Annotated in this window: 21 protein-coding genes; 6 read left to right on the top strand and 15 right to left on the bottom strand. The window is 57.8% G+C overall.

The genetic code is table 11. From position 1 onward, the window contains the following. The 9 genes from CSA35_08255 to CSA35_08215 form a co-directional block, all read right to left on the bottom strand. Positions 1 to 818 (bottom strand): N-6 DNA methylase (locus tag CSA35_08255; protein ID PIE54049.1); only part of this gene is annotated, 818 nt, incomplete at its 3' end. A 393-nt stretch (positions 819 to 1,211) separates the two neighbouring features. Continuing rightward, positions 1,212 to 2,324 (bottom strand): Xaa-Pro dipeptidase, encoded by a 1,113-nt coding sequence (locus tag CSA35_08250; GenBank protein ID PIE54048.1) that lies wholly within the window; start codon positions 2,322 to 2,324, stop codon positions 1,212 to 1,214. A gap of 2 nt (positions 2,325 to 2,326) precedes the next feature. Next, positions 2,327 to 3,307: a hydrogenase expression protein gene (locus tag CSA35_08245; protein ID PIE54047.1), complete on the bottom strand. Its 981-nt coding sequence runs from the start codon at positions 3,305 to 3,307 to the stop codon at positions 2,327 to 2,329. Then, on the bottom strand, positions 3,297 to 3,863 hold the full coding sequence (locus CSA35_08240; protein ID PIE54046.1) for a hypothetical protein: 567 nt from the start codon (positions 3,861 to 3,863) through the stop codon (positions 3,297 to 3,299). The genes CSA35_08245 and CSA35_08240 overlap by 11 nt, the downstream gene beginning before the upstream one ends. Continuing rightward, entirely contained in the window at positions 3,850 to 4,644 is a 795-nt protein-coding gene (locus CSA35_08235) for a tRNA (adenine-N1)-methyltransferase (GenBank protein ID PIE54054.1), read from the bottom strand. Before CSA35_08235 ends, CSA35_08240 begins: the two co-directional genes overlap by 14 nt. A gap of 14 nt (positions 4,645 to 4,658) precedes the next feature. Beyond that, complete coding sequence (locus tag CSA35_08230; protein ID PIE54045.1) at positions 4,659 to 6,560, bottom strand: transketolase; 1,902 nt, start codon at positions 6,558 to 6,560, stop codon at positions 4,659 to 4,661. 28 nt (positions 6,561 to 6,588) lie between these two features. Further along, complete coding sequence (locus CSA35_08225) at positions 6,589 to 6,999, bottom strand: translation initiation factor (protein ID PIE54044.1); 411 nt, start codon at positions 6,997 to 6,999, stop codon at positions 6,589 to 6,591. Then, the gene (locus tag CSA35_08220) at positions 6,999 to 7,190 is read right to left on the bottom strand and encodes a hypothetical protein (protein ID PIE54043.1); all 192 of its coding nucleotides are present in this window, start codon (positions 7,188 to 7,190) and stop codon (positions 6,999 to 7,001) included. The genes CSA35_08225 and CSA35_08220 overlap by 1 nt, the downstream gene beginning before the upstream one ends. A 6-nt stretch (positions 7,191 to 7,196) precedes the next feature. After that, a complete protein-coding gene (locus tag CSA35_08215; GenBank protein ID PIE54042.1) occupies positions 7,197 to 7,421 on the bottom strand; it encodes a hypothetical protein in 225 nt (74 codons plus the stop codon). Positions 7,422 to 7,759: 338 nt separating this feature from the next. On the opposite strand from CSA35_08215, the gene CSA35_08210 reads away from it, so the two are divergent. The 5 genes from CSA35_08210 (at position 7,760) to CSA35_08190 (ending at position 14,058) form a co-directional block, all read left to right on the top strand. Then, positions 7,760 to 8,848, top strand: a complete 1,089-nt coding sequence (locus CSA35_08210) for a histidine kinase (protein PIE54041.1) — start codon at positions 7,760 to 7,762, stop codon at positions 8,846 to 8,848. After that, a complete protein-coding gene (locus CSA35_08205; protein PIE54040.1) occupies positions 8,845 to 9,492 on the top strand; it encodes a DNA-binding response regulator in 648 nt (215 codons plus the stop codon). Before CSA35_08210 ends, CSA35_08205 begins: the two co-directional genes overlap by 4 nt. Before the next feature lie 314 nt (positions 9,493 to 9,806). Then, a complete protein-coding gene (locus CSA35_08200; GenBank protein ID PIE54039.1) occupies positions 9,807 to 11,120 on the top strand; it encodes a betaine reductase in 1,314 nt (437 codons plus the stop codon). 17 nt (positions 11,121 to 11,137) lie between these two features. Beyond that, the gene (locus CSA35_08195) at positions 11,138 to 12,454 is read left to right on the top strand and encodes a glycine/betaine/sarcosine/D-proline family reductase selenoprotein B (GenBank protein PIE54038.1); all 1,317 of its coding nucleotides are present in this window, start codon (positions 11,138 to 11,140) and stop codon (positions 12,452 to 12,454) included. Positions 12,455 to 12,546: 92 nt separating this feature from the next. Next, positions 12,547 to 14,058, top strand: a complete 1,512-nt coding sequence (locus CSA35_08190) for a glycine/betaine ABC transporter permease (GenBank protein PIE54037.1) — start codon at positions 12,547 to 12,549, stop codon at positions 14,056 to 14,058. 252 nt (positions 14,059 to 14,310) lie between these two features. Here the strand turns inward: CSA35_08190 and CSA35_08185 are convergent, their stop codons facing one another. Both CSA35_08185 and CSA35_08180 read right to left on the bottom strand, forming a co-directional pair. After that, positions 14,311 to 15,486, bottom strand: a complete 1,176-nt coding sequence (locus tag CSA35_08185; GenBank protein PIE54036.1) for an amidohydrolase — start codon at positions 15,484 to 15,486, stop codon at positions 14,311 to 14,313. Then, on the bottom strand, positions 15,487 to 16,854 hold the full coding sequence (locus tag CSA35_08180) for a C4-dicarboxylate ABC transporter (GenBank protein PIE54053.1): 1,368 nt from the start codon (positions 16,852 to 16,854) through the stop codon (positions 15,487 to 15,489). A gap of 276 nt (positions 16,855 to 17,130) precedes the next feature. Between CSA35_08180 and CSA35_08175 the strand changes: the two genes are divergently transcribed. Beyond that, the gene (locus tag CSA35_08175; GenBank protein PIE54035.1) at positions 17,131 to 17,349 is read left to right on the top strand and encodes a hypothetical protein; all 219 of its coding nucleotides are present in this window, start codon (positions 17,131 to 17,133) and stop codon (positions 17,347 to 17,349) included. Between the two features lie 153 nt (positions 17,350 to 17,502). Here CSA35_08175 and proC read toward each other — a convergent pair whose 3' ends face one another. Genes proC through CSA35_08155 form a run of 4 tightly spaced genes read right to left on the bottom strand, consistent with a single transcriptional unit; the run spans position 17,503 to position 23,903 of the window. Next, a complete protein-coding gene (gene proC / locus CSA35_08170) occupies positions 17,503 to 18,330 on the bottom strand; it encodes a pyrroline-5-carboxylate reductase (protein PIE54034.1) in 828 nt (275 codons plus the stop codon). Then, positions 18,327 to 19,121 (bottom strand): 23S rRNA (guanosine(2251)-2'-O)-methyltransferase RlmB, encoded by a 795-nt coding sequence (locus tag CSA35_08165; protein PIE54033.1) that lies wholly within the window; start codon positions 19,119 to 19,121, stop codon positions 18,327 to 18,329. The genes proC and CSA35_08165 overlap by 4 nt, the downstream gene beginning before the upstream one ends. Further along, positions 19,118 to 21,937 (bottom strand): excinuclease ABC subunit A, encoded by a 2,820-nt coding sequence (locus CSA35_08160; GenBank protein PIE54032.1) that lies wholly within the window; start codon positions 21,935 to 21,937, stop codon positions 19,118 to 19,120. The genes CSA35_08165 and CSA35_08160 overlap by 4 nt, the downstream gene beginning before the upstream one ends. Continuing rightward, on the bottom strand, positions 21,897 to 23,903 hold the full coding sequence (locus tag CSA35_08155) for an excinuclease ABC subunit B (protein ID PIE54031.1): 2,007 nt from the start codon (positions 23,901 to 23,903) through the stop codon (positions 21,897 to 21,899). The genes CSA35_08160 and CSA35_08155 overlap by 41 nt, the downstream gene beginning before the upstream one ends. Between the last annotated feature and the right edge of the window lie 4 nt (positions 23,904 to 23,907).

Raw genomic sequence — 23,907 nt, 5'->3', positions numbered from 1 at the left:
TCGGCATCAATACCGCGAATCGCCATATTCATCTTTGCCAGACGAAAGGTTGTATAGTTGGATTCCTGCCCGTAAATGGCAATATCCCGCTTCACGCCATTAGGGACACCGTTACCATTGCCGTTTCCGCCTGCATGGGCCTGAATGAACTTAATCGCCTGAACAAACATACCACCCGAACCGCAGCACGGGTCATAGACTCGCCCACTGTAAGGCTCCAGCATTTCAACCAACAGCTTTACCACACACTGCGGCGTATAGAATTCACCGCCGCCTTTGCCTTCTTTTTCAGCAAACCTGGCGAGAAAATATTCATATACGCGACCCAGAATATCTTTCTTTCTGCTCTCGGCATCACCAAGGCCAATAGTGGCAATCAGGTCGATCAGCTCACCAAGGCGTGATTTATCCAGCGCAGGCCGAGCATAATCTTTTGGCAGGACGCCTTTGAGGGTTTTGTTGTCCCGTTCAATGGCGGTCATCGCCTCATCGATCAACTGACCGATTTTCGGGTCTTTGGCCTTGCCCTGCAGAAAAGCCCAGCGGGCTTCTTCAGGCACCCAGAACACGTTGTCCGCCAGATATTCATCACGGTCTTCCGGATCAGCAAATTCTTCAGCCTGCAGTGCTCTATATTTTTCGGAAAAAGAGTCGGAGATGTATTTCAAAAAGATCAGGCCAAGCACCACATGTTTATACTCGGCAGAATCCATCGTGCCACGCAGCTTGTCAGCCGCCATCCACAGTTTATCTTCAAAGCCGAGATTTGCGCCTGTCTCTGTGTGTTCACGCACAGGCAGACCGGTATTATTGCTCATCATACTCTCCTGTAATTTTTATATTTTTACCGTTCCTCTTGCCGTATCGCTAATACTAGCTTCAATTGTATCATTAAACAAAACAATCGTATGCTACAAAAAATAACTGTTTATTTCAAACATAAACATAGCCCTATTATAAGTAGGGCATATGACTTCCTTTTACGGAGTCAATAAAAATCAGGATTGACAAAAGCCTTTCTGTTTCTCATAAAGCAGACCCCATAAAAACACCTTATCGGTTCCACCGTATTCGCCAGCTCAAAGTCTCATGGCTTTGGGCTCTGGATGCCATCGGTCTTGGGATATGCTTTTCTCAAAACCCCTGCCACTCTTCGTCTCTGTGAAGACTCCTTCCTCTTAATACAGGCCAACAAGATGTCTTGACGGGCCTCAAACCGCCAGGATTCTAAAGTCCTGGCTCAAGCCTTCAGAGAGGCGCACGGCTCCATCCTCCGTGACCAGGTAGTCATCCTCGATCCTCAGGCCTCCCCGATCAGGTATGTAGATTCCAGGCTCGATCGTCACAACGTCCCCGACTGCCAGGCTGTCAACGGATCGGGGAGACAGTCGGGGAGATTCGTGGATCTCCACGCCCAGGCCGTGCCCCAATCCATGGCTGAAGTACTGGCCATAGCCTGCTTCTTGGATGACTTTTCGTGCGGCTTGATCCACCTCCAGACACGAAGATCCCGGCACGATGGCCTGAGCTCCCTGAGCATGGGATTCTTGAAGTATGTCGTGGATTTTGAGAAATTCGGGGTCGGAGACGTACCCCAGAGCAAAATTTCGGGTCAGATCGGACATGTAGCCTTCGCAGGACGCCCCAAAATCGACGGTCACCCACTCTCCTTCGCAGACCTGTTTCGTGGAAGCCACGCCGTGAGGCATGGCGCTTCGCACCCCAGAGGCCACGATAAAAGGGCTCCTGGGCCATCCGCCCTCACCGCCAAGGGAGACTATATGGGCCTCCAGACGCTTGGCGATCTCCAATTCGGTCATTCCGGGACGAATCTCACGAAGGGTTCGGTCGTACGCTGCAGCAGCGATCCGACAGGTCTTGGTAATAAGGGCGACCTCCACGTTGTCTTTGGGTCTTCGGAGCAACGAAACGGCGCCTTTCATATCCTGTAAGGTAGCAGAGAGTTTTGACAGGCGCTGATACACGCTGTAGGTCACAGCATCTCCCTCGAATCCACACCGGGTGACACCACATCGGCGCAGGAGTTCCCCAACCATGTCCAGGAGAGTTTGTTTTTTGCCATGGGGGACAATTCGGAAGGGACTCTGGGCGGCTGCTTGTGCCACATATCGGCCATCGGTAGCGAGGACAGCGTCCTTCTGGGTGATCAGGAGGGCAGCGGAGCTTCCTCGAAACCCCGAGAAGTAAAAGAGATTTTCAATGCCGAAACTCTCGACACTTAAAAAGAGCACGCCGTCCACCGTATGTCGGAGCATCTCATCCCGAAGCCGGTCAAGTCTGTTCCATAGGTGATCGAAGGCCATGGTTATTCTCCTCTCGTCTCCATTCTGAGAATTCGCCAGAGTTCCTCCTCGGTGGAGACGGTCAGGTTTCCCGGCCCATCGGTGATCCGTCCTACCAGGGTTCCGGGGATGCCCTGCCTCGACAAAATCGACAGGGCCTCGTCTTCATGTTTTTGAGGGACAACCGCCAGGAGGACCCCAGATGAAATTAATTTCAATGGATCAAAGCCCAGCTTGTCGGCAACCCGACGGGTGAGATCGTCCACCGGGAGAGCCGAGACATCCAGGTCAACGGCGATACGACCAAGTCGGGAGAGCTCGGAGATCCCACCCATAAAACCGCCCTCCGTCGGATCGTGCATGAACGAGGCCAGATGGCGGATAGCCCGGGCCTCAGGTATCACCGAGATACGATCAAGCCACAAGCAAATCTCGTCGATCTCCCCCGGGGCAAGACACCCCAGCAAGTCAGGCCTGTCGTGGGCAAGGATGGCCATTCCCTCCAAACCGATATGTTTCGTGGCCAAAATAGCGTCACCCGGTGCCATGTTATCGGAGCAATACCGGTACTCGGTCGTTCCGATCATGGTCCCCATAACCACCGGGTTCACATGTCGATCGGTGATCTCGGTGTGACCGCCGACAACGGCAACGCCCAGGTCCCGACATTCTTCGTCGATCTCGGCCATGATCATCTCGGCAAAGGGACGGCCGAGAGCCACGGGGACCAGCAGGGTCACCACAAGATACGCGGGATCGCCGCCCTTGCAGGCGATGTCGTTGGCGTTGACGTGGACCAGGTATCGACCTGCCCCTTCCTGGGCACCCACGATGGGATCCGACGAGACGGTGAGCAGGCGTTCATCCGGCCACCGAATGAGAGCTGCATCCTCCCCGATTCCCGGCCCTACCAGGACCTCAGGACGTGACGCTCCTCGATAGCGAAGGATTTGACTTTCCAGCTCCTCGGGCGGCAGTTTGCCGATGTGACCGTCAGCGCTCATGGCTTTCCCTCCGTTCTCTCATACTGTACAGACAACCACAGTAGTCCTGGCGGTAGATACCCAGCCGACGGCTTTCCCGGACCGACCGAAGGAAACCATCTTTTTTTCTCCAGATCCGATCCTCCCACATAAGGCCCTCTGCCTCAGCCTCCATACGACCGATTCTGTTAATTTCATTGGGATTTTTGTGAGGGCTGATCGTCAAGGTCGTGGTGATTCGGCCAATTCCCAGCTCAACGGCAGCCCGAGCCGCAGCTCGGATCTGAAGTCCGTAGCAGAGAGAGCAGCGTCGGCCCCCTTCGGGCTCGTCCTCCAGTCCCTGCACCGCCGAAAGCCAGGGCTCTGGGGTATAGGAGGACGGAAGGAGGCGCCCATGGGAGTTGGTGTGTACGATTCGGACGGCTTCCAGGCGGCGGAGAAATTCGTCCATCGGATGAATGTTGCCGCCGTAGAAGAAAGCCGTCACGGCGTATCCCTCGTCGGTCAGATCCGGCCAGGGAATCGTAGCGTCAGGGCCGCAACAGACGTGAAGAAGGATCTCCTTACCAGTACTCATCCGGGGCCACCTCCTCAGACAGCGTGGACGCAAAGACGAGAAACCCCGTGTGCCCCACCATAGTATCGTCGGGGCGAAGCCGTTCCGGGTTGGTTCGCCACCGACGCTGAAAGGTCTCGATCACCGACAGATCGGCACAGCCCTGCTCTCTGAGGCAGGAGAGAGTACTTTCCACCTGGTTCACCGTGGGGACCAAAATCCCCACCCGGCCACCGGGTACAATGGACGGGAGGACCGACGGAAGCACCTTCCAGGGACACCGAACGTCCACAAAACAGGCGTCCATATCCTGCTCGGCGATGGGGGCCATCTCCAGGTCGGCCAGGCAAAACCGGACCCGGTCACCAACACCCCACCTGTGACAGTTTTCCCGGGCCACAGCCTGATGCTCCTCCCGAAGATCGTAGCTGACCACTGTCCCCTCGTCTCCCACCATGTGGGCCAGGACCACCGTCATTCCCCCGGAACCCGAACCGCACTCGAGAACCGACGCTCCCGGTCCCACGTTCAGGGAGAGGAGGACCGCCCCGATGTCCTTAGGGTATACCACCTGGGTCACTCGGCGAATCTTGGTACAGAAATCCGCCAGAGTCGGGCGAAGCACGAAAAAAACCGTTCCTTTAGATGAGATCACCTGACCGCCGTACCCAGCGGCCAGGATATCGTCGTGATAAATCGCCCCCAGTCGACTGCCGAGCGTACCACCGGAAGTCACACGAACCAAAAAGGCGTCACTTTTTTTATTGGAGGCCCAGAGTCGGGCGTATCCCCCGAGAGAGATGGTCCGACCGTCGATCACCGAATCAGGCTCTCCACAGCGGTAACCACATCCTCGGCGGTAAGCCCCATGGCTCGGTAAACGTCGGCACTGGGTCCCGAATCGCCATATCTGGTGACCCCCATAAAGCGCCAAGAAGACCGTGCTCCCAGCTCAGCGGCAGCCAAACTCCACAGAGCGCCCATGCCGGTTCTGGCACAGTGATCCTCCAGGGTGACAACCCTTCCCGTTGAGGTCGCGTCTGCAAGGGCCTTCTGATCGACCTCCAGAGGACAGGAGACGGCGTAGACCTTGACATGCACGCCCCTCTCGGCCAGACGATCTGCGGCCTCCAAAGCTCTGGCCGTCATGGCCCCCAGGGCCAGAACAGCCCCGTCGTCGCCGTCTCGAAGGCGAATCGCCTCGCCGTATCGGAAGGGTCGCTCCCCGAAAAAGGGCTCGCCGTCAAGACCGGCAACCGGAACCATGGTGCTTCGCCCCATGGCGAGGCACACGTTCCCCGGCTCGGTCAGGGCCCACCGGGTCGCCCGGTCGGTCTGGTTGGGATCGACTGGCACCACGAGCTTCCAGCCAAAGGTGTTGGCGAGAAGGGAGATGTAGTCGATGGACTGATGGGTCATTCCGTCCTCCCCCACGTCGAGCCCCACGTGGGTGAGGACGAGCTTAAGGTTCGTCCTGTTGATGTCGTTGAGGCGCTGCTGGTTATAGACCTCGGCCAAGCCGAAGGCACCGAAATCGGCCCACACGGGGACGACCCCGCAACAGCTGGCAGCTCCTGCCACCGTCGCGGTGCCGTGTTCCTGGATCCCGCACTGGACGAATCGGGCAGGAAGGGCCTTCGCAAAGGCAGCGGTCTTGACAGAACCGGACAGATCGCAGTCAAAAACCAGGATAGGCGTCTTGCCTGCCACTCCGATATTGAGCTCCCCCACGTCGGCCAGAGCGTTCCCGAAGGCAGATCTGTTATCAGTCTTTCCATCAAGGCCATAGGTGTTCGGGGTACCGAGCTCCAGGTTCACTAAAGGAAGCGGAATATCCTCATACCCGGTCACGACGGGCTCAGCACGATCCGCCACCCGAGACAACCAATCGGGCTGGTCAAGCTCCTCCATGGCCTGACGGTACAGGTCCCCCGTGGCAGCCTTGCCATGATAGTCCGGCTTGTCCTCCATAAAGGAGACTCCGTCACCCATGACGGTGGAACAGAAAATCACCGTGGGAGCTTCCTGGGCACGAGCCTGATCCATGCTTTCGTAGATGGACGCAAAATCGCGACCGTCGGCCTTGAGAACAGTCCAGCCGTCTGCCTCCCAGAGAGCCGGGATGTTCACCGGCATGACCTCCTCCACCCGACCGCTGATCTGAATATCGTTACAGTCCACCAGCACGGTGATGTTTTTGACCCCATGAGCCACGGCGATGCGTCGAGCCTCGGCCACCTGTCCTTTGGGCTGTTCGCCATCTCCCATGAGCACGTAGACCCAGCGGTCCGCCCCCCTGGCCTTCAACGCCAGGGCAAACCCCACGGCGGCGGCCAATCCCTGGCCGAGGTTGCCGCTTCCCCAGTCGATTCCGGGGACGGTGCGCTCTACGTGTCCCTGAAAGGCACTGCCGCATCTCCTGAAACCGGCGATAACGTCAAGAGGATCGACAAAACCGTGATATGCCAGGGCAGCATACGCCCCGGGAGACGTGTGGCCATGGCTGATGACAACGTGATCCCTGTCGATCTCCCGCCAGTTTTCGGGCGACAGATCCGCCTGCTCGTAGGCGGCCATGTACAATCTCATACTCGACAGGGAGCCGGCGGGATGCCCGCTTCCGGCTCGAGCTACCATGGACACAGCCCAGCCGGAACACTGCCGGAAACCTTCCTCCAACTCCCTCAATCGTTCATCAGTCATAACGGTTTTTTTCATGAATATTCGTCCCTCCCAACCCTTCGGGTCATCCTCGAACGTGAACGCCCCGAGCTCGAAGCCATGAGGCGATGCGATCCCGATTGTCCCCCTGCAAAACCACAGCGCCATCCTCCACGGAGGAGCCACACCCCAAAGCCTTGCGAAGCTCCCGAGCCACCTGAGCCAAAGCTTCCGGCAGGAGAACCAGCGCCTCGACCACCGTGACGGTCTTTCCCCGTCGCCCCTTTCTCTCGATCCGAAGCCCTGCACGCTGCCCCCGGAGGATTTCCGCTATTTCAGGACGTCCCGAAGACGGTGAGACCGATGGGGCCTCTTTATCCGGTTGGGCAATTGAAAATCCCAGGGCCTCGGCCGCCTCGGCAAAGTGGGACTCATGAACGACGCCGTCGTCCCATTGATCCGGGGAGCGTTTCTCCCTTTTGGGTCCTCTCGCCATCATCGAACCTCGTACCCACCCGAGACACAGATTACGGAAAAATCCTCACCGGGCTCGAACTGCACCGTCATCGACTGGCCCTCAGCCATGGCCAACATCCGCCAATATACCGACGCCGCAGTTTGAGCACCATCCAGAGGGCTGGTCTGAGCTGCGTCGTACATCTCCTGAATCAAGCGTCTGTCCAGCATGAGCGATCAGGACTCCCCCATATGATGCCAATTCACAACGTCGATATCCCGATCGGCGCAGAGGCCACGTATGGTGTCCTCTTCACCGCAGGGATATTCACAGGCCAACCCGCAGCTCGACGACAGGCTCCGGGGCACCGGGATGATCTTTACAGCAAGATCGGCCTTTCGACAGACACGCTCAAACAACAGAGCCATACTGGTGACATCAAAAGTGGCAAGGCAACGCATGTATTCCAACACCTCCAACGTAACTTCGTTATGATACCCCCACGGAAAGCCAGAGGCAAGGCGAAGCTTGCCAAAGAGGATCCCGCCCTTTGATCAGACCGTCAACGTACCAGCCAGGTTCAAACGGAAAAACTCCTCCCACGTCAGGCCAGAAGCAGCAAGACTTGACGTAGTCTTCAGCCCGCCGCCGGTCAGGATTACTGTATCCCTCTGATCCGGTCTCACAACTACGGGGACAGAGCCCCTGAGTCGATCCTTTCATAGCCATCCCTGAACAAATGACGTATTATTAGAGCCACACGAAAAACCCAACCTTGCATAGAAAGGGACTTAACGCTATGACGAAAGACGACAGGAGCCTGGACGATATCTCCTACAGGCTCTTTTTCGACCGAACATTCGACCCCATCGCCCTGTACCGGCTGGAGGGGGAGATCATCCGCTTTCTCGACGTGAATCCAGCGTACGAACGGGTTATGGGCGTCTCGAAAGACGACGTGGTGGGAAAAACCTTCCCCCAGGTCTGGCCCACAACGGAAGCATGCTGGCATCGGATTATCCTCGACAGCTTGGAAAAGGAGACGTCGGCCCACTGCGAAAGCTATTGCCGGGAGATCGACAAATACCTGGAAGCCATCGCCTTTCCCATCCCTCCTGACCGGGTGTCGGTGATCTTTCTGGATCGCACCAAATGGAAAAAATCCGAGGAAAAACTTCGGGAGAAACAGGAACTGCTTCTGGAATACAGAGAGGAGCTCCGAGGTCTCGCTGCCCAGCTGACCCTGTCGGAGGAGCAAACTCGACGGGCCATCGCAACCCAGCTCCACGACACCATAGGGTACTCGCTTGTCTCGCTCCTCCATCGTCTTCAGTCCTTTCGGGAGAACGGGATCTCCCCGGAAGCCATCGATCAGGCTATCCAATCGGTGGAGGCCCTCATTGAGGACAGCCGGGACCTCATGTTCCAGGTGAGTCCCCCTACCCTGTACGAACTGGGTCTCAACCCGGCACTTGAGGCCCTGGCAGAGCGGCTTCTCAAGCCAGAGGCAATCGCCTACGACTTTCAGGGAGGCAATCTGACCCATCAAGCCGACAACCAGATATGTATCCTCCTCTACCAGATGACCAGGGAACTCCTAGTCAACGTGATCAAGCACGCCCAGGCATCCCATGTATCCATTCGGGTTCACCGGGGACCGGGCAAAATCCAGGTCGTCGTGGAGGACGACGGCGTGGGCTTTCCTCACCCCTTTACGCTGAAATGGGGGCAGCTTAAGGGGTTCGGCCTCTTCAGCATCCGAGAGCGCCTTCATCCCATCGGCGGGTCCATCAAGATCATCTCCGAACCAGGAGCCGGAGCCACTATCGCCATGACCGCCCCCCTGTTCATGCCCCACCCACATGGGGCAGCGAAGGCACCGTCATGATCTCCCTGGTCCTGGCCGACGACCACGAACTGTTTCTTGAGGGCCTTCAAGACATCCTGAACAAAGAGCCGGATCTGGAAATTCTGGCTTTGGCCCGAAACGGCAGGGAGGCCCTGGAACACGTCCTCCGACTTCGCCCCAAAGTATTGGTCATGGACATCACCATGCCGGAGATGAACGGCGTCGAGACCGCACGGCGAATCAGATCATCGAGGAAGGATCTCCCCATCCTGGCCCTGTCGATGCACGCCGACAAACGCTTCATCGCAGAGATATTCCGGGCCGGTGCGTCGGGCTACGCCCTCAAGGAGGGCAGCTCCACCCAGCTCATCCAAGCAATCCGAACCGTGGCGTCTGGAGACGTGTACCTCTCGCCCAAGATCGCCTCCATATTGGTACAAGAATATATCAAGCTCCTGGACATGGACATCCCTTCTCCTGCATCCCTCCTCTCCGATCGGGAACGAGAGGTCTTGACAATGCTGGTGCGAGGTGACACCTCCCGGGCCATCGCCGAAGGCCTCCACATCAGCAAAAACACGGTGGACACTCATCGACGAAAAATAATGGAAAAGGTGAACTGCGGCAGTATCGCCGAACTCACCCGCTTCGCCATTCGGGAAGGCCTGGCCGATCTGACGTGACAAAACCACGGATGACCGAAGTGGGTCCCCAAACAAAAGTTGAAATGAATCAAGGGAGGGCTTCTGCCCTCCCTTGATTCATTTCAACGGCAAACCTGAAGATCTGAATCTGAGTCTCCAACGTTTCTCTCCAGAACAAGGGCCTTTGCAGCAGTTATACGCTCCTCGTCAGATTCATAGGGACATAAAAATCACGTTTTTCATGACGGAGGAATCACGCTCTTACCGATAGAACTGTACATCATACCCCTCTACAATAAAACGAACAAAAGGCGTTTTCCCGTCGCGACCTCATACGAAAGGGGACATGGTCTATGAAGCTTGAGATAGGTGAGTTTCACGTTAAAGATATCGTTTTCGGCGAGGCGCTCTCGTACGCTGACGGCATCCTGACCGTCAACAAAGAGGAGCTCCTCAACCACGTCAAGGAGGAGGAACCGGGCATCACGACAGCCGACCTCAGGATCGTCCATCCAGGAGACAGGGTTCGTCTGTGCCCCGTCAAAGAGGCCGTCGAGATGCGATGCAAGGTCTCGGGCAAGAGTCAGGGGATCTTTCCCGGGGTCACCTCCCCTCTGGGACAGGCCGGTCACGGTCGGACTCACGCCCTGAAGGGATGCAGCCTGATCGTTGTGGGCGAGCACATGGGCGGGTTCCAGGACGGCGTTATCGATATGGGCGGTCGCTACCAGGATCAGACCATCTTCGGCAACATGGTGAACCTGGTGTTCGTGGCCGATACCAACGAGGATTTCGAACGCCATGAGCAGCAGAAGAAAAACAAGGCTCTTCGCTGGGGTGGCATGAAGCTCGCCGAGTTCATCGGCCAGTGCGTCAAGGACATGGCGCCCGAGTCCATGGAGGTCTTCGAATTACCGCCGGTAACCGAACGCTCAGCCAAGGAGAACGAGCTTCCCGGGGTGGTCTATGTCCTTCAGCCTCAGACCCAGATGGAGGCTATGGGGTACAACACCCTGATCTACGGCTGGGACGGCAATCACATGCTGCCGACGTTCATGCATCCTAACGAGCTGTTGGACGGCTGCATGGTCTCGGGAAGTTTCATGCCCACGTCGTCCAAGATCTCCACGTACGAGTTTGGAGTGAACCCGGTGGTGAAACGACTCTTGGCCGAGCACGGCAAGACGATCAACTTCCTGGGCGTGATCATGTCAACCCTAAACGTGAAGATGACCGAGAAGGACCGGTGTGCCAAGATGCTTGCCCAGATGGCGTCTAACCTGGGAGCCGTGGGGGCGATCGTAGCCGAGGAAGGCTACGGAAACCCTGACGTAGACTACACCGCAGCCCTGGTCGAGCTGGAGAAGATCGGCATCAAAACCGTGGGCATTTCCGACGAGGCAACGGGCCGAGACGGCGGTTCCCAACCGTTGGTGTCCATGAACCCCATGACCGACGCCCTGGTATCGACGGGCAACGTATCACAGCTGTTCGAGCTGGAGCCCATGGAGGTTATTGGAGAACTGGAGGCCCTGGCCCGAGACGGCAGTTCCGGTGGATGGGAGGGCTGCGTTCGTCCCGACGGTTCGGCCACCATGGAGAACAACGGCATGTTCTGTTGCAATCACATCAGCGGGTTTTCCCGGAAGACCTGCGCCGATTTTTAGGGGTGGGGTGAGATATCATGGCGATGAAAGCTATTCACTATATCAATCAGTTTTTCGGTCAAGTTGGAGGCGAGGAAGCCGCCGATGCAAAACCGACTTTCCACACAGAGTTGGTCGGCTGCTCCAACATGCTCAACGGCATGATGCCCGACGTTCAGGTAACCCACACGATCATCTGTGGAGATAACTACGTCACGGGACACACCGACGAAGCCATGGCAGAGATCCTGGGATGGCTTGAGAAGGAGGAGTTCGACATATTCTTCGCCGGGCCGGCTTTTATGGCCGGACGGTACGGAGTGGGATGCGGCCTGGTGTGCAAGGCCGTCAAGGAGAAGTTCGGCGTACCGGTGATCACGTCCATGAACGAGGAAAACCCCGGCGTCGAGCAGTTCAGATCGGAGGCGTACGTGTTCCACGGTGGACGAAAGGCCACATTCATGAAGGACGATATGGAGAAGATGGCCGCCTTCGCCCAAAAGATCGCCAGGGGAGAGGATCTGAAACCCGCAGCCGAGGAGGGCTATTATCCCCGGGGCGTCCGTTTCGAAATCCCCCATCCCAAGGGGACCATGGCGGCGGACCGGGTCGTGGATATGCTCATCAAGAAGCTCAATGGCGAAGCCTTCCAGAGCGAGCTGGTGGTCCCCAAGACGGATTCTATCCCCCCTGCACCTCCCGTGAAGGATCTGAGCAAGGCGACCATCGCCCTCGTTTCCTCCGGCGGGGTGGTGCCAGTGGACAACCCTGATCATATCCAGTCGGCCTCGGCAACCAAGTGGGGCAAGTATGACATCTCCAAGAGGGACAATCTCCCCCAAGGGGTCTTCAAGACCATCCACGCCGGCTTCGACCCGGCTGCCATGTGTGCCGTGCCCGACCGGGGCGTGCCGGTGGATGCCATGAGATTCTGGGAAAAGGAAGGCAAGTTCGGCAAGCTCCACGACTTCTTCTACGTCACGGTAGGAACCGGGACCACCCAGGCCTACGCTGCCAAGTTCGGCAGGGAGATCGCTCAGGAGCTGAAGAACGCCGGCGTGGATGCTGTGGTTCTGACGGCCACCTGAGGAACCTGTACTCGTTGCGGTGCAACGATGGCGAAGGAGATCGAGCGTGCGGGATTCCCCGTGGTGGTGATGTGCAACCTTCTGGACGTGGCCAAGACCGTCGGGTCCAACCGGATGGTGCAGACCGTGTCGGTCCCCTATCCTCTGGGAGATCCCGAGCTGAGCCCCGAGGACGAATGGGCCCTGAGAAAACATCGGGTCGAGGTGGCCCTGGATTCTTTGAACAAAGAGGTCGAGGAACCCACCGTGTTCCCCACAAAACTCTAGTCTAAATCGATGGAAGCCGGGGAGGGGACACGCCACTCTCCGGCTTCATCCTTTCTCGTATTTCACACAAACCCATGAGAGGAGCTCTGAGCATGAACGAAAACAAGCATAAGAGCAATTCCGTTTTTATCGTATCCATCGGGATTACCCTGGGGGTAGTCCTGTGGGGTCTGGTCTCTCCTGAGAGCTTCGGGGCATTCGCTGAAAAGCTGTTCAGTGTCCTGACCGACAAGTTCGGGTGGGGCTATCTTCTGTCCATGAATATCTTCGTTATTTTCTGTCTGTTCATCGCCTTCAGCCGTTTCGGCAAGGTCAAGCTGGGGCCCAAAGACTCCAAACCCGAGTTCAGGAATCTGTCGTGGTTCGCCATGCTTTTCTCGGCTGGCATGGGGGTCGGTCTGGTGTTCTACGGTGCTGCCGAGCCCATCTACCACTTCGGATCAATGCCCTTTGGGGCTGAGCCTGGATCGGTACAGGCAGCCCGAGATGCCATTCGGATATCCTTCTTTCACTGGGGGCTTCACCCCTGGGCGGGATACTCGGTCATCGCACTGTCCCTAGCCTTCTTCCAGTTCCGAAAGAACGCTCCGGGCCTGATCAGCAGTATTTTTCTGCCTCTCGTAGGCGAAAAAGGCGTTCGAGGTCCCTTTGGAAAGACCATCGACGTGCTGGCCATTTTCGCAACTCTGGCGGGGATCACCACGTCTCTGGGGCTTGGGACCCTCCAGCTCAACAGCGGGCTGAGCCAGGTTTTCGGCCTTCCCAAGAGCACGGTTATCCAGATCGCCATCATCGTCGGTTTGGCCATTTTATACACCGGCTCAGCGGTACTCGGTATCGAAAAGGGCATCAAGAAGGTCGCCGACTTCAACCTCCTGATCTGTGGAATCCTCATGCTGGCCCTTTTCCTTGTGGGACCAACCCTGTCCATCATCGAATCCCTCATGACCGGAGTGGGCGATTATCTCTCCAACGTGGTCTCAGAGAGTTTCACCATGGCCCCCTACGGAGGGGAGTACAAGACGTTCCTGGGAAACTGGACCCTCTACTACTGGGCCTGGTGGATCGCATGGGCTCCCTTCGTGGGATCCTTCGTGGCCCGAATCTCCCGGGGACGGACCATCCGGGAATTCGTTGCCGGTGTATTTGTCGTCCCTGCTCTGGGAAGTTTCACCTGGTTCGCCATTTTCGGCACCTCCGCACTTAACCTGGAGATCTCCAAGGGGATCCAGATTTCCCAAAAAATTCTGGGGGACATGTCCACGGGCGTTTTCGAGATGTACGCTCATTACCCCCTTGGATCCGTGATGTCCATCCTGATGACCGTCCTGATCACCACGTTCTTCGTCACCTCGGCCAACTCCGCCACCTTCGTCCTCTCTATGTACTCCGCCCACGGGGACCTCAACCCACCGAAGAACAAGATGGCCGTCTGGGGCATCCTCATGGGAGCTCTGGCGGTGGTCCTTCTCATGACCGGCGGACTGCAAAATCTTCAAACCATCTCCCTGGCAGCAGCTCCTCCCTTCGCTATAATCATGGTGATGGCCTGCTGGTCTCTTTACAAAGGTCTTTTGGCAGAAGAGGTCGAGAAAACTCTGTGATACTGCTCATCCTCGGGTGACTTTCCCTAAGCGTGCCAGACACGAACATAAACCACTTTAGCTCGGTGACAACGTTCCACGATCGCCATTTCAAGAAACAGCCTGCGGAGCTTGAAACTCTCAACTATACTTTTACTGGAACAGAGAGCTACCCTTATATTTTAAGGAACATCGGACTTTTAACACAAAGATCGCTCCGTCTCACAATAGGGACGGAGCGATCTTTGTGTTTTGGGCTCTCGTGTAACTCCCTTAACGCTTCGGGACGAACGATTTCATGGCGGCTCTGAGCTCATCGTCGAGAAACGTTCGGATCGCTGCCCTGCCAATGACCTTCGCTCCAAGAACGAGGGCCCGATGGGCCTCTGGAGCGGTGACAGCGGCGGCAAAATCCACGGTGTGAAGCGGATACCTGTGGGGCATGATGGCCAGCAAAGGCTGGAGCCCCGGACACCGCTGGGAGACGTTCCCCACGTCGGTGGACCCAGACGGAGCCGTTGGAGGCTCGAAAGGAATATCAAGCTCCCGGTAGATCTCCTCGATCAAGGCCTCCCCCGGCGGATTAGGGACCATCTCGTCGAAGCTGGACTCGAAGGTCTCCCATACAACCTCCGTCCCAGTGGCGAGGGCAGCTCCCCTAGCGCAATCCAGACATCTGGCCGTCAGGCCATCCAGATAGTCTCTCCTGGATGCCCGGAACTCAAAGCGACAGATGGCCCTGTCCGGGACGATGTTCGGTGCAACTCCACCGGAATCCACCACGCCGTGAATTCTGGCCTCTGGAAGCGTGTGCTGCCGAAGCATATCCACAGCATGAAACATCAGTTGAACGGCGTTGAGGGCATTTTTCCCCTCCCAGGGAGTGGCGGCGGCGTGGGCGGCCTTGCCAGTGAAGGTAAAGCGATAGCCATCCATGGCCAGGGAGCGAAAGGCCGCCGAGCTTGAGCCTCCAAAGGAATGGATCATGATGGCCAGGTCGTAATCGTCAAAAAGCCCTGCCGCGGCCATGGCACACTTGGCACCGTCCGTCTCCTCCGCCGGTGTCCCGACGACATCGACTGTGCCAGCAATGTCGCCGACGATCTCCCCGATCGCCAGACCAGCCAAGACGGACATAGCTCCGTGGACACAGTGTCCACAGGCATGCCCCAGGCCTGGCAGGGCGTCGCATTCGACGAGAACAGCGACCTTCGGAGCACCCTCGCCTTTTCGTGCCAGAAAGGCCGTCGGAAGCCCAGCGTAAGGACGCTGAACCGAAAACCCCGCATCAGAGAGCAGTGCGACGATTCGATCCGTCGCCTGAAATTCCTCGCCGGAGAGCTCGGGGTGAGCTGCTATCCAGTCCGACAGACCTATAGCTTCGCTCTCGTAACGTAGGATGACACCGTCGAGCTTCGTCGAAAGCCGATCATAGAGGGGGTCAATCATCTAACTCACCCCCAGGGCCACAGCCGCAGCGACAAAGAGCCCCTGAAAGAGGAGGGCGATGAGGAAAAAGGGCACGAAGAACCGATACCACTTGGTGAGAGGCACGTGGGCAATGGCACACATGACCGGGATGAGGGCCGTCGGCCACATCAGGTTGGACAGGCCGTCGCCGAACTGAAAGGCAAGGACGGCAACCTGTCTGGATATGCCTAACACGTCGGAGAGAGGGGCCATAATAGGCATGGTCACCACGGCCTGACCGCTTCCCGAGGGGATCACGAAGTTGATCAGGTTCTGGACGACCAGCATCCCCTCGGCGGCCAGCCATCTGGGAAGACCTTGGAGGGGGAGCGAGAGATAATACACCACCGTGTCGATGATGTGCCCCTCGTTCAGAACGATGAGGACACCCCTGGAAAGCCCGATGAGCATAGCGCCGAAGACGATGTCCTTGAATCCCCGAACGTAGGCGTCAGCAAGCTTGTTGGGAGAGAAGCCCCCGATAAAGCCACAGACGACCCCCATGGCCACGAAAGTCCCGACGAGCTCGTTGAAATACCAGCCCTTCTGGGTGACGCCCCAGACAAGGATCGCGATCGCCACCACGACGACTCCACAGATGGCGCTGTTTTGTGCGTTGAACGGGGTGTTGACCAGTTCGTCGTGGTCGAGCTGGAGATCCCCCATGTCAAGACCCATCATGTAGCCCGACGAGGGATCCTTCCTGATCCTTCGGGCATACCGGACGATCCACCAGGAGGCCAGAGCCTCCATGACCACCCAGGTCACGATGCGGAACTGCCACCCCGACAAAAAGGGAAGCCCTGAGAAGTTCTGGGCCAGGATCACAGTGAAGGGGTTCATCACAGCCGCCGTATATCCGATGCCGATGGCCAATCCGACGGTGGCCAGCCCGACAATAGCATCGTACCCCATGGCGATGGCCATGCCAACGAAGAGGGGGATGAATCCGAAGGTCTCCTCAAACATGCCAAAAACAGAGGCCATCATGCCAAAGACGTAGACGAAGACGACGAGAATATAGTCGCTTTTGTCATCGAAGAGACGAAGCAGCCAGCCGATGAAGGCGTTGAGCGCCTTGGTCTCCAGGACGACGAACCAGGAGGCGTAGGCGAGAAAGACGAAGAAGACGATGGCTGCAGCGTCGATCATCCCCTTCTGGATGGCGATGAAGGTCTGGAAAGGTCCAACCGGAGTGGATTCAACAGGGGCGTACGACCCAGGAACCACGACGGTTCTATGGACGGCCTCACTCATCTCCCTCTTAAACTCCCCAGCCGGGAGCACCCAGCTGGCCAACGCCACGACGATGGTCAGAGAGATCAGCAGAACGTAGACGTGAGGCATGGCAAACCTCTTCTTCTGTTCGCTCGGTGTGCCAATCTGTTTCGACCTCATCTTTCCATTCCTCCTTCGAGAAAAATTTTTTCCTGACGTTCCTCCATCGAGATAATTGTGTTTAAAAATGTCCATTTCCCAGGCGAAGAAACGACAAGAATTGAGCAATTCTAACACAGTCCATGGTGACATGTCAAAGCGATAAAGGAAGAGCCGCCCTGGAAACTCTGTAGGTTTTCAATATATCCGTTACACAGAGAGGGCAAAGACACCTCGTCCCTGCTGTTGGCTCAACATCGGACTGGCCTCTTGGGGAAACAAAATGTCGGGAAAAAAGAGGTCTCCTCCGTGAGAAATGGGAGTGGTGACGGAAAACGGGACACGTGGACGTGTAAGGAGATGAGAAACGAGGAGAGAGATCTCCTCGGGAGTGCAGGAACAGGAGGCGAGGAGATACGTCGGTCATCCGGCCACACCGGAGTTCCCGGGGGATGCCGCTTCTAGGTCAGAGAAAGGCGATCGCCCCCCGGTAATGGCACCAACTCCAGCTTAGACAGACCTGTCAGCCATCATCGGGAGCAGTCGCATATGAGCATGTCGCAGATCGCAGCCCAGCAGGAGATTTCAGCCATCACCACGCACGTGGAGACCCAAAGGTCAGCGGCTCGAGTCCTCCTGAAGACGGTGCCTCAGGGCCTGAGCACCGGTTCGCCCCCTTTCGCAGGCTGTGACCACCCCATCGATAAGGGCGGTCCGAAGACCTCCGGCCTCGATGACCCGAAGGGCCTCGATGGTGGTCCCCGCCGGAGTACAGACCCGGTCCTTGTACACCGCCGGATGCTCGCCTCCCTGAAGGACCAGTTCCGCTGACCCGATGAGGGTCATGGCGGCCGCCTCGAGAGAGACGTCGGCCCTCAGCCCCGAGGCCAGGCCACCCTGGATGAACGCCTCCAGGACGGTAAAGACGTAGGCTGGCCCTGAACCGGCCACCCCGATGATCCCGTCGAGATCCGCTTCGGCCATGGAACGAACCAACCCCAGATGGGTCAAACTCTCTTCCAGGAGGGCCCGGTCGTCCTCTGACACTCCCTCGGTCACGGCATACCCCGTGAAGGCCCTGCAGACCCCGGCACATATGTTAGTCATGGCTCGGGCCCAACGGGCGTCAGGAGCGGCCTGGTCCAGGAGAGCCAGGTCGACGCAGGCCGCCAGAGAGCAGCAAAACCGATCGCTCAGGAGCGGAGCTTGTTCCCGAATTGCGGGAAGGATGAGATGAGGCTTCAAAGCCCAGAAGATCAGATCGGCCTCCTCTATGGCCTGAGAAACGGTCTCGGTCACAGTGGCACCCAGATCGGCCATGGCGCTCTGTCGCTCTGGATTCGTATCGAAGACAGTTACATCAACGTCACGACGGCGCAATCCCTCAACCACCGCTCCACCCAAAGCACCAGCTCCGATTACCGATATTTTTAACTCATTACTCATTTAGGTTGCTCCTTTCGTCCTGCCAAGATGTGGCGACGCCACTCGAACATGCCAAGCGCGGCCGCAACCCCGGCGTTCAGCGAACCGACCTGACCAGCCATGGGAATTCGCCTCAGGTCGTCACACCGTTCCGAAACCAGTCGGGACAAACCTTCGCCCTCTGCCCCGACGACCAGGAGCAGCCGCTCTGGCAGGGGCTCAGACCAAATATCGCTCCGAGCCCGGTGATCCAGTCCCACGACCCAATATCCGTCCTTTTTAAGCTCCTTCAGGGATCGGGTGAGGTTGACCACCTGATACAGGGGAAGCCGAAACGCCGCACCAGCACTGGTCTTAACGACCGTCCCCGTGACCCCCACGGAGCGCCGTCCCGGGAAGATCACCCCGGATGCCCCGGCGGACTCAGCGGTTCGGATCACGGCTCCAAAGTTATGAGGATCCTTCACGTGGTCCAGAGCTAGAAGCAGGTCGGTCCCATCCCTGTGAGGGCGTTTTCCCAGAGATCGAGCCTGAGGCATGAGGACCCGAGCCACCACCCCCTGATGTTTTTCTCCCCGGGTCATCTCGTCCAGAACGGAACTCCCCGTCTGGACGACCTCCACACCACCGATCCCGGCGGCCTCCAAGAGCCGAGTCCTAAAGGAAGACTCGGTTCCTGAAGCCAAAAAGATCTTCTCACAGGATCCCGGCGCGGCATCTAAAACGGCAAAGACCGGGTTCCGCCCCCAGCAAAGTTTGTCGGTATCCCGTCCCCCATCATTCGAGGATCCTCTACCGTACCGCCGTTTCACGGTCCAGACCTCCTCTCGTTCATATACCGATGGATATGGACGCCGGTATACCCCGACTTCCGATACGCCAGGTCCTCTGGAGACCCAGCGTCCACGAGGCGACCGCCTCCCAAGCCTCCCTCTGGCCCCAGATCGATAACGTAGTCCCCGGAACAGATCACGTCAAGATTGTGCTCTATGACGACCACACTGTTGCCCTGCTGAACCAGCCGACGGAGGATACGGATCAGCTTGAGCACGTCGGTATAGAACAGACCGGTGGTGGGTTCATCCAGAAGATACAACGTTCCCTGCCCTGTCCGTCGTCCCAGCTCCTTGGCCAGCTTGACCCGTTGAGCCTCGCCACCGCTCAGAGTGAGGGCCGACTGGCCCAGTCGGATATATCCTAAACCGGCGTCCTGGATGAAGGCCAACCGGGAGGCGATGGCCGGAATCTCACTGAAATGGTTTGCAGCCTCGTCCACGGTCATCTCCAGGACATCGGCGATATTCCTGCCCCGATGGGTGACCTCCAGGGTTTCCCGATTATACCGTTTACCACCACAGACGTCGCAGTCCACGTACACGTCGGGCATGAAGAGCATGGAGACCTTCTGGACCCCTGCACCACCACAGGCCTCGCATCGACCACCTCGAACGTTGAAACTGAAGCGGCCGGGACGAAAACCCCGGATCTTGGCCTCGGGAAGTTGGGCGAAGAATTCCCGAATATGGGTAAACAACCCCGTATACGTAGCAGGATTGGACCGGGGCGTCCTGCCGATGGGGCTTTGGTCCACCATGACCATTTTTTTAATCGATTCCCAACCCAGAATATCCCTATGCACGCCAGGACGAATTCGATAGGTCGGATCCATACGTCGACGAATGCCCCGATAGAGCACGTCATAAAGCAGCGTGCTCTTACCCGAGCCGGAGACGCCCGTGAGGCAGACGAGACACCCCGTGGGTATCGATACATCCAGGTCCGCCAGGTTGTTTTCCTCAGCCCCCAGGATCCTGATTTCGTCAGCCCCAGGTATAGTCCGCCCATCAGTGTATAGCCCCGAGACGTTTCCAGAGAGATAGGGCCCCGTCTGCCCCGCCGATCCGTCAAACTCGGACCGAGTTCCCTGCCGAACCACGTACCCGCCGCCCTCACCGGCATCGGGCCCCATCTCTACCAAATAGTCGGCGGCGTTCATCACATCCCGGTCATGCTCCACCACGACCACGGTATTACCCAGATCCCGTATAGCTGAAAGGGTACCGATGAGTCTGTCGGTGTCCCGAGGATGAAGGCCAATAGTAGGCTCATCAAGGACGTAGAGCACCCCGGTAAGTTTGGATCCTATCTGGGTCGCCAGACGGATTCTCTGGCTCTCGCCACCGCTCAGGGTATCGGCCCGACGGTTGAGGGAGAGATACCCGGCTCCCACCTGGACAAGAAAATCCAGGCGCTTGATCAGTTCCATAATGACCTGCCCCACCACCTGTCGTTCCCTATCATCGAGCTCCAGGGCTCGAACGGTCTCCAGAAGGCGGTCCACAGGCATGGAAACCAGATCTCCCAGGGTCCATACCCCAACGAAAACGCTCAAGCTCTCGGGACGAAGTCGAAGCCCAGAGCATCTCTGACAGATATCCTCCGCCTGATACTGACCAAGCTCGTCCCGAACGATCTCCGAGTCGCTCTCCCTCCAACGGCGCTCCAGCCATGGCAGAAGCCCCTCATATCGCCCCATATATTCCGACACCTCACCACCCCGCTCGTAGGTGAGCCGAAGCCGCCGATCTGAACCGTACAGGACCATCTCTCGAAGCTTCTTGGAGAGCCTGCCGTAGGGGCGAGTACCGTCGATTTTTTCAGACAGAAGCAAGGTCTCCAGTCGACGAGTCATGTAGTGGTTCTTCCTCCAGGGCAGAAGAGCTCCGTCCAACAGGGGACGATCAGGGAGTACGGCCAGATCCTCGGAAAAAGATCGATGGCTCCCGATACCGGAGCACTCAGGACAGGCGCCACTCGGACTATTGAACGAGAAAAGTCGGGGTTCCAGGTCAGGGAAGGGCGATCCGCAGTCGGGACAGACATACCGCTCGGTGAGCCGACGAGACTCGATGCCCTCGAACTCCAGAAGGACGAATCCCTCGCTCAGATCCAGACAGACCTGAATGGCCTCAGCCAAACGGCCTTGACGATCTTCCATGACTTTAAGGCGATCCACCACTACTTCAACGTCATGGGGCTTTTTTTTATCAAGCTCCAGGTCCTCCTCCAACCAGTACACCTCACCGTCCACCCGCACCCGAAGGAAACCTTTTTTCCGAAGGCCGACAAACAGGTTTCGGAAAGCCCCCTTTTTTCGCCGAACCACCGGAGCCATGACCTCAACCCGGCTTCCGCCATGCTCCCGAAGGACCATATCCACCATCTCATCCACGCTGTGACGATGAAGCTCGGCCCCACAGTCGGGGCAGCGAGGTACTCCGATCCTGGCGAAAATGAGCCGGAGGTGATCGTAGATCTCGGTAACGGTGCCTACCGTGGATCGAGGATTGTGGGATACCCCTTTCTGCTCGATGGATATGGCCGGGGAAAGCCCGTCGATATCGTCCACATCGGGTTTCTTCTGGACACCCAAAAACTGCCGGGCATAGGCCGACAGGGATTCAACATACCGCCGCTGTCCCTCGGCGTACAGGGTATCGAAGGCCAGGGAAGATTTTCCCGATCCCGATGGACCGGTGACCACCGTGAGTGTGTTCTTCGGGATATCGACCGTGACGTTTTTCAGGTTATGTTCTCTTGCGCCGGCGATTCGTATTCCGTGCGACACGAAGTGAGGTACCTCCTCTGATAGTCATCAACATGTCACGGAGGCTGGCAGCTCGCTCGAACTGAAGTTTCTCCACGGCCTCCCACATGAGTTGTTCCAGATCCCGTTCCTCAAGGCCCTCCAGAGATTCTTCCCAGACGTCGGGGTCCTTGGGCAGGGCGTCTTTCATCAGCTCTTCGGGCAACAGGGTTCGGATCTCCCGTCGAACCGTCTCCGGCACGATACCGTGACGCTTGTTGTAAGCGATCTGGAGCTCTCGCCGTCGGCTCGTCTCGTCCACCGCCCTGGCGATGCTGTCGGTGGTCACATCAGCATAGAGAACCACCGTCGAGTTCACGTTACGCGCCGCACGCCCCATGACCTGGATCAGGGACCGATAGGACCGGAGGAATCCTTCCCGATCAGCATCCAGGATGGCAACCAGGGTAACCTCCGGCAGATCCATACCCTCACGGAGAAGGTTGACGCCCACGAGAACCGAGACCTCGCCGGATCGAAGTTCTCGAATGAGATCAGCTCGTTCAAAGGTGTTCAGCTCCGAATGGATGTATTTGGCGTTGATCCCCAGATCCTTCAGATACCCGCCCAGATCCTCCGCTCCTTTTTTCGTCAGGGTGGTCACCAAAGCCCGCTCGTCCTTGGCCACCACAACCCGAAGACGCTCAAGCAGGTCGTCGACCTGCCCCGTGGCCGGAACGACGAAGACCTCAGGGTCGGGGATCCCGGTGGGACGGATGACCTGCTCCACGACCTGCAGAGAGACGGAGCTCTCGTAGTCACCGGGCGTAGCGGATAAAAAGAGGGTCCGCCCCATGTACCTGGTGAACTCCTCCCACCGAAGGGGACGGTTGTCCAGACACGACGGGAGTCTGAACCCATGGGTCACCAGGGTCTCTTTTCTGGCCCGGTCGCCGTTAAACATGCCCCGAACCTGTGGCAGGGTGATGTGAGACTCGTCCACCACCAGAAAGAAATCGTCGGGAAAGAAATCGATGAGGGTTCCGGGCGGCTCTCCCTCGGATCGTCCATCCAGATAGCGGGAGTAGTTCTCGATCCCCGAACAATACCCGGTCTCGGAGAGCATCTCCATATCGTATCTGGTCCGGCTCTCGATCCGCTGAGCCTCCAGAAACTTTCCCTGGGCCACGAACGCCTCCACCTGAGCCCTCATCTCGTCGGTAATGGCTTCCATCGCTCCAGACACCGCTTCGTCTGTGGTGACGTAGTGCTGCGCCGGATAGATGGCCGCCCGGTCTTTTGACAGGAGCGACTTCCCCGAGACGGAATCGGTCTCCTCGATGGACTCGATCTCGTCGTCGAAGAACACCACACGAAGACACGTGTCGCTGTAGGATGGAAAGATCTCCACCACATCCCCCCGGGCCCTAAATGTCCCCGGAGACAGGGAGACGTCGTTTCGGCGGTAGTACCCGGCAAGGAGGGCCTCGAAAAAGGTCCGACGATCCCAGACGTCACCCACGGCGAAGGGGATGACAGCATCCTCGTAGGTGGCCCGTTTACCCAGACCGTAAATACAGGAGACACTGGCCACCACCAAGACGTCCCGCCTCTCGATCAGAGCCTTGGTGGCCGCCAGTCGAAGTTTCTCGATCCGGTCGTTTACCGAGGCGTCTTTCTCGATGTAGGTGTCCGACGACGGCACGTAGGCCTCGGGCTGATAATAGTCGTAGTAGCTGACGAAATAGTGGACGGCGTTATCGGGAAAGAAGTCCCGGAACTCACTGTATAGCTGCGCCGCCAGGGTTTTGTTATGGGCCAGAACCAGGGTCGGTTTTTGAAGCCTCTGGACCACGTTGGCCACGGTAAAGGTTTTTCCACTGCCGGTGACACCCATTAAGGTCTGAGCGGCCATCCCCTTATCGAAGCCATCCATCAGTTTTTCAATGGCCTGCTCCTGGTCCCCCGAAGGGCCCCAGGGGGACGTCAGGTTAAAAAAACCGCTCACACAT

The organism is Dethiosulfovibrio peptidovorans (genome assembly GCA_002748665.1).
GTDB lineage: Bacteria > Synergistota > Synergistia > Synergistales > Dethiosulfovibrionaceae > Dethiosulfovibrio > Dethiosulfovibrio peptidovorans_A.
The sequence above is the reverse complement of the archived record's forward strand: the minus strand, read 5'-3'. Positions and strand labels throughout refer to the sequence as shown.

What these genes read in the sequence shown, in the direction of transcription:
- proC (PIE54034.1), bottom strand. Translation starts at nt 18,330, where the DNA reads ATGAGTAATGAGTTAAAAATATCGGTAATCGGAGCTGGTGCTTTGGGT.
- CSA35_08190 (PIE54037.1), top strand. Translation starts at nt 12,547, where the DNA reads ATGAACGAAAACAAGCATAAGAGCAATTCCGTTTTTATCGTATCCATC.
- CSA35_08185 (PIE54036.1), bottom strand. Translation starts at nt 15,486, where the DNA reads ATGATTGACCCCCTCTATGATCGGCTTTCGACGAAGCTCGACGGTGTC.
- CSA35_08215 (PIE54042.1), bottom strand. Translation starts at nt 7,421, where the DNA reads ATGCGTTGCCTTGCCACTTTTGATGTCACCAGTATGGCTCTGTTGTTT.
- CSA35_08225 (PIE54044.1), bottom strand. Translation starts at nt 6,999, where the DNA reads ATGGCGAGAGGACCCAAAAGGGAGAAACGCTCCCCGGATCAATGGGAC.
- CSA35_08205 (PIE54040.1), top strand. Translation starts at nt 8,845, where the DNA reads ATGATCTCCCTGGTCCTGGCCGACGACCACGAACTGTTTCTTGAGGGC.
- CSA35_08200 (PIE54039.1), top strand. Translation starts at nt 9,807, where the DNA reads ATGAAGCTTGAGATAGGTGAGTTTCACGTTAAAGATATCGTTTTCGGC.
- CSA35_08240 (PIE54046.1), bottom strand. Translation starts at nt 3,863, where the DNA reads ATGAGTACTGGTAAGGAGATCCTTCTTCACGTCTGTTGCGGCCCTGAC.
- CSA35_08180 (PIE54053.1), bottom strand. Translation starts at nt 16,854, where the DNA reads ATGCCTCACGTCTACGTTCTGCTGATCTCTCTGACCATCGTCGTGGCG.
- CSA35_08250 (PIE54048.1), bottom strand. Translation starts at nt 2,324, where the DNA reads ATGGCCTTCGATCACCTATGGAACAGACTTGACCGGCTTCGGGATGAG.
- CSA35_08220 (PIE54043.1), bottom strand. Translation starts at nt 7,190, where the DNA reads ATGCTGGACAGACGCTTGATTCAGGAGATGTACGACGCAGCTCAGACC.
- CSA35_08245 (PIE54047.1), bottom strand. Translation starts at nt 3,307, where the DNA reads ATGAGCGCTGACGGTCACATCGGCAAACTGCCGCCCGAGGAGCTGGAA.
- CSA35_08210 (PIE54041.1), top strand. Translation starts at nt 7,760, where the DNA reads ATGACGAAAGACGACAGGAGCCTGGACGATATCTCCTACAGGCTCTTT.
- CSA35_08230 (PIE54045.1), bottom strand. Translation starts at nt 6,560, where the DNA reads ATGAAAAAAACCGTTATGACTGATGAACGATTGAGGGAGTTGGAGGAA.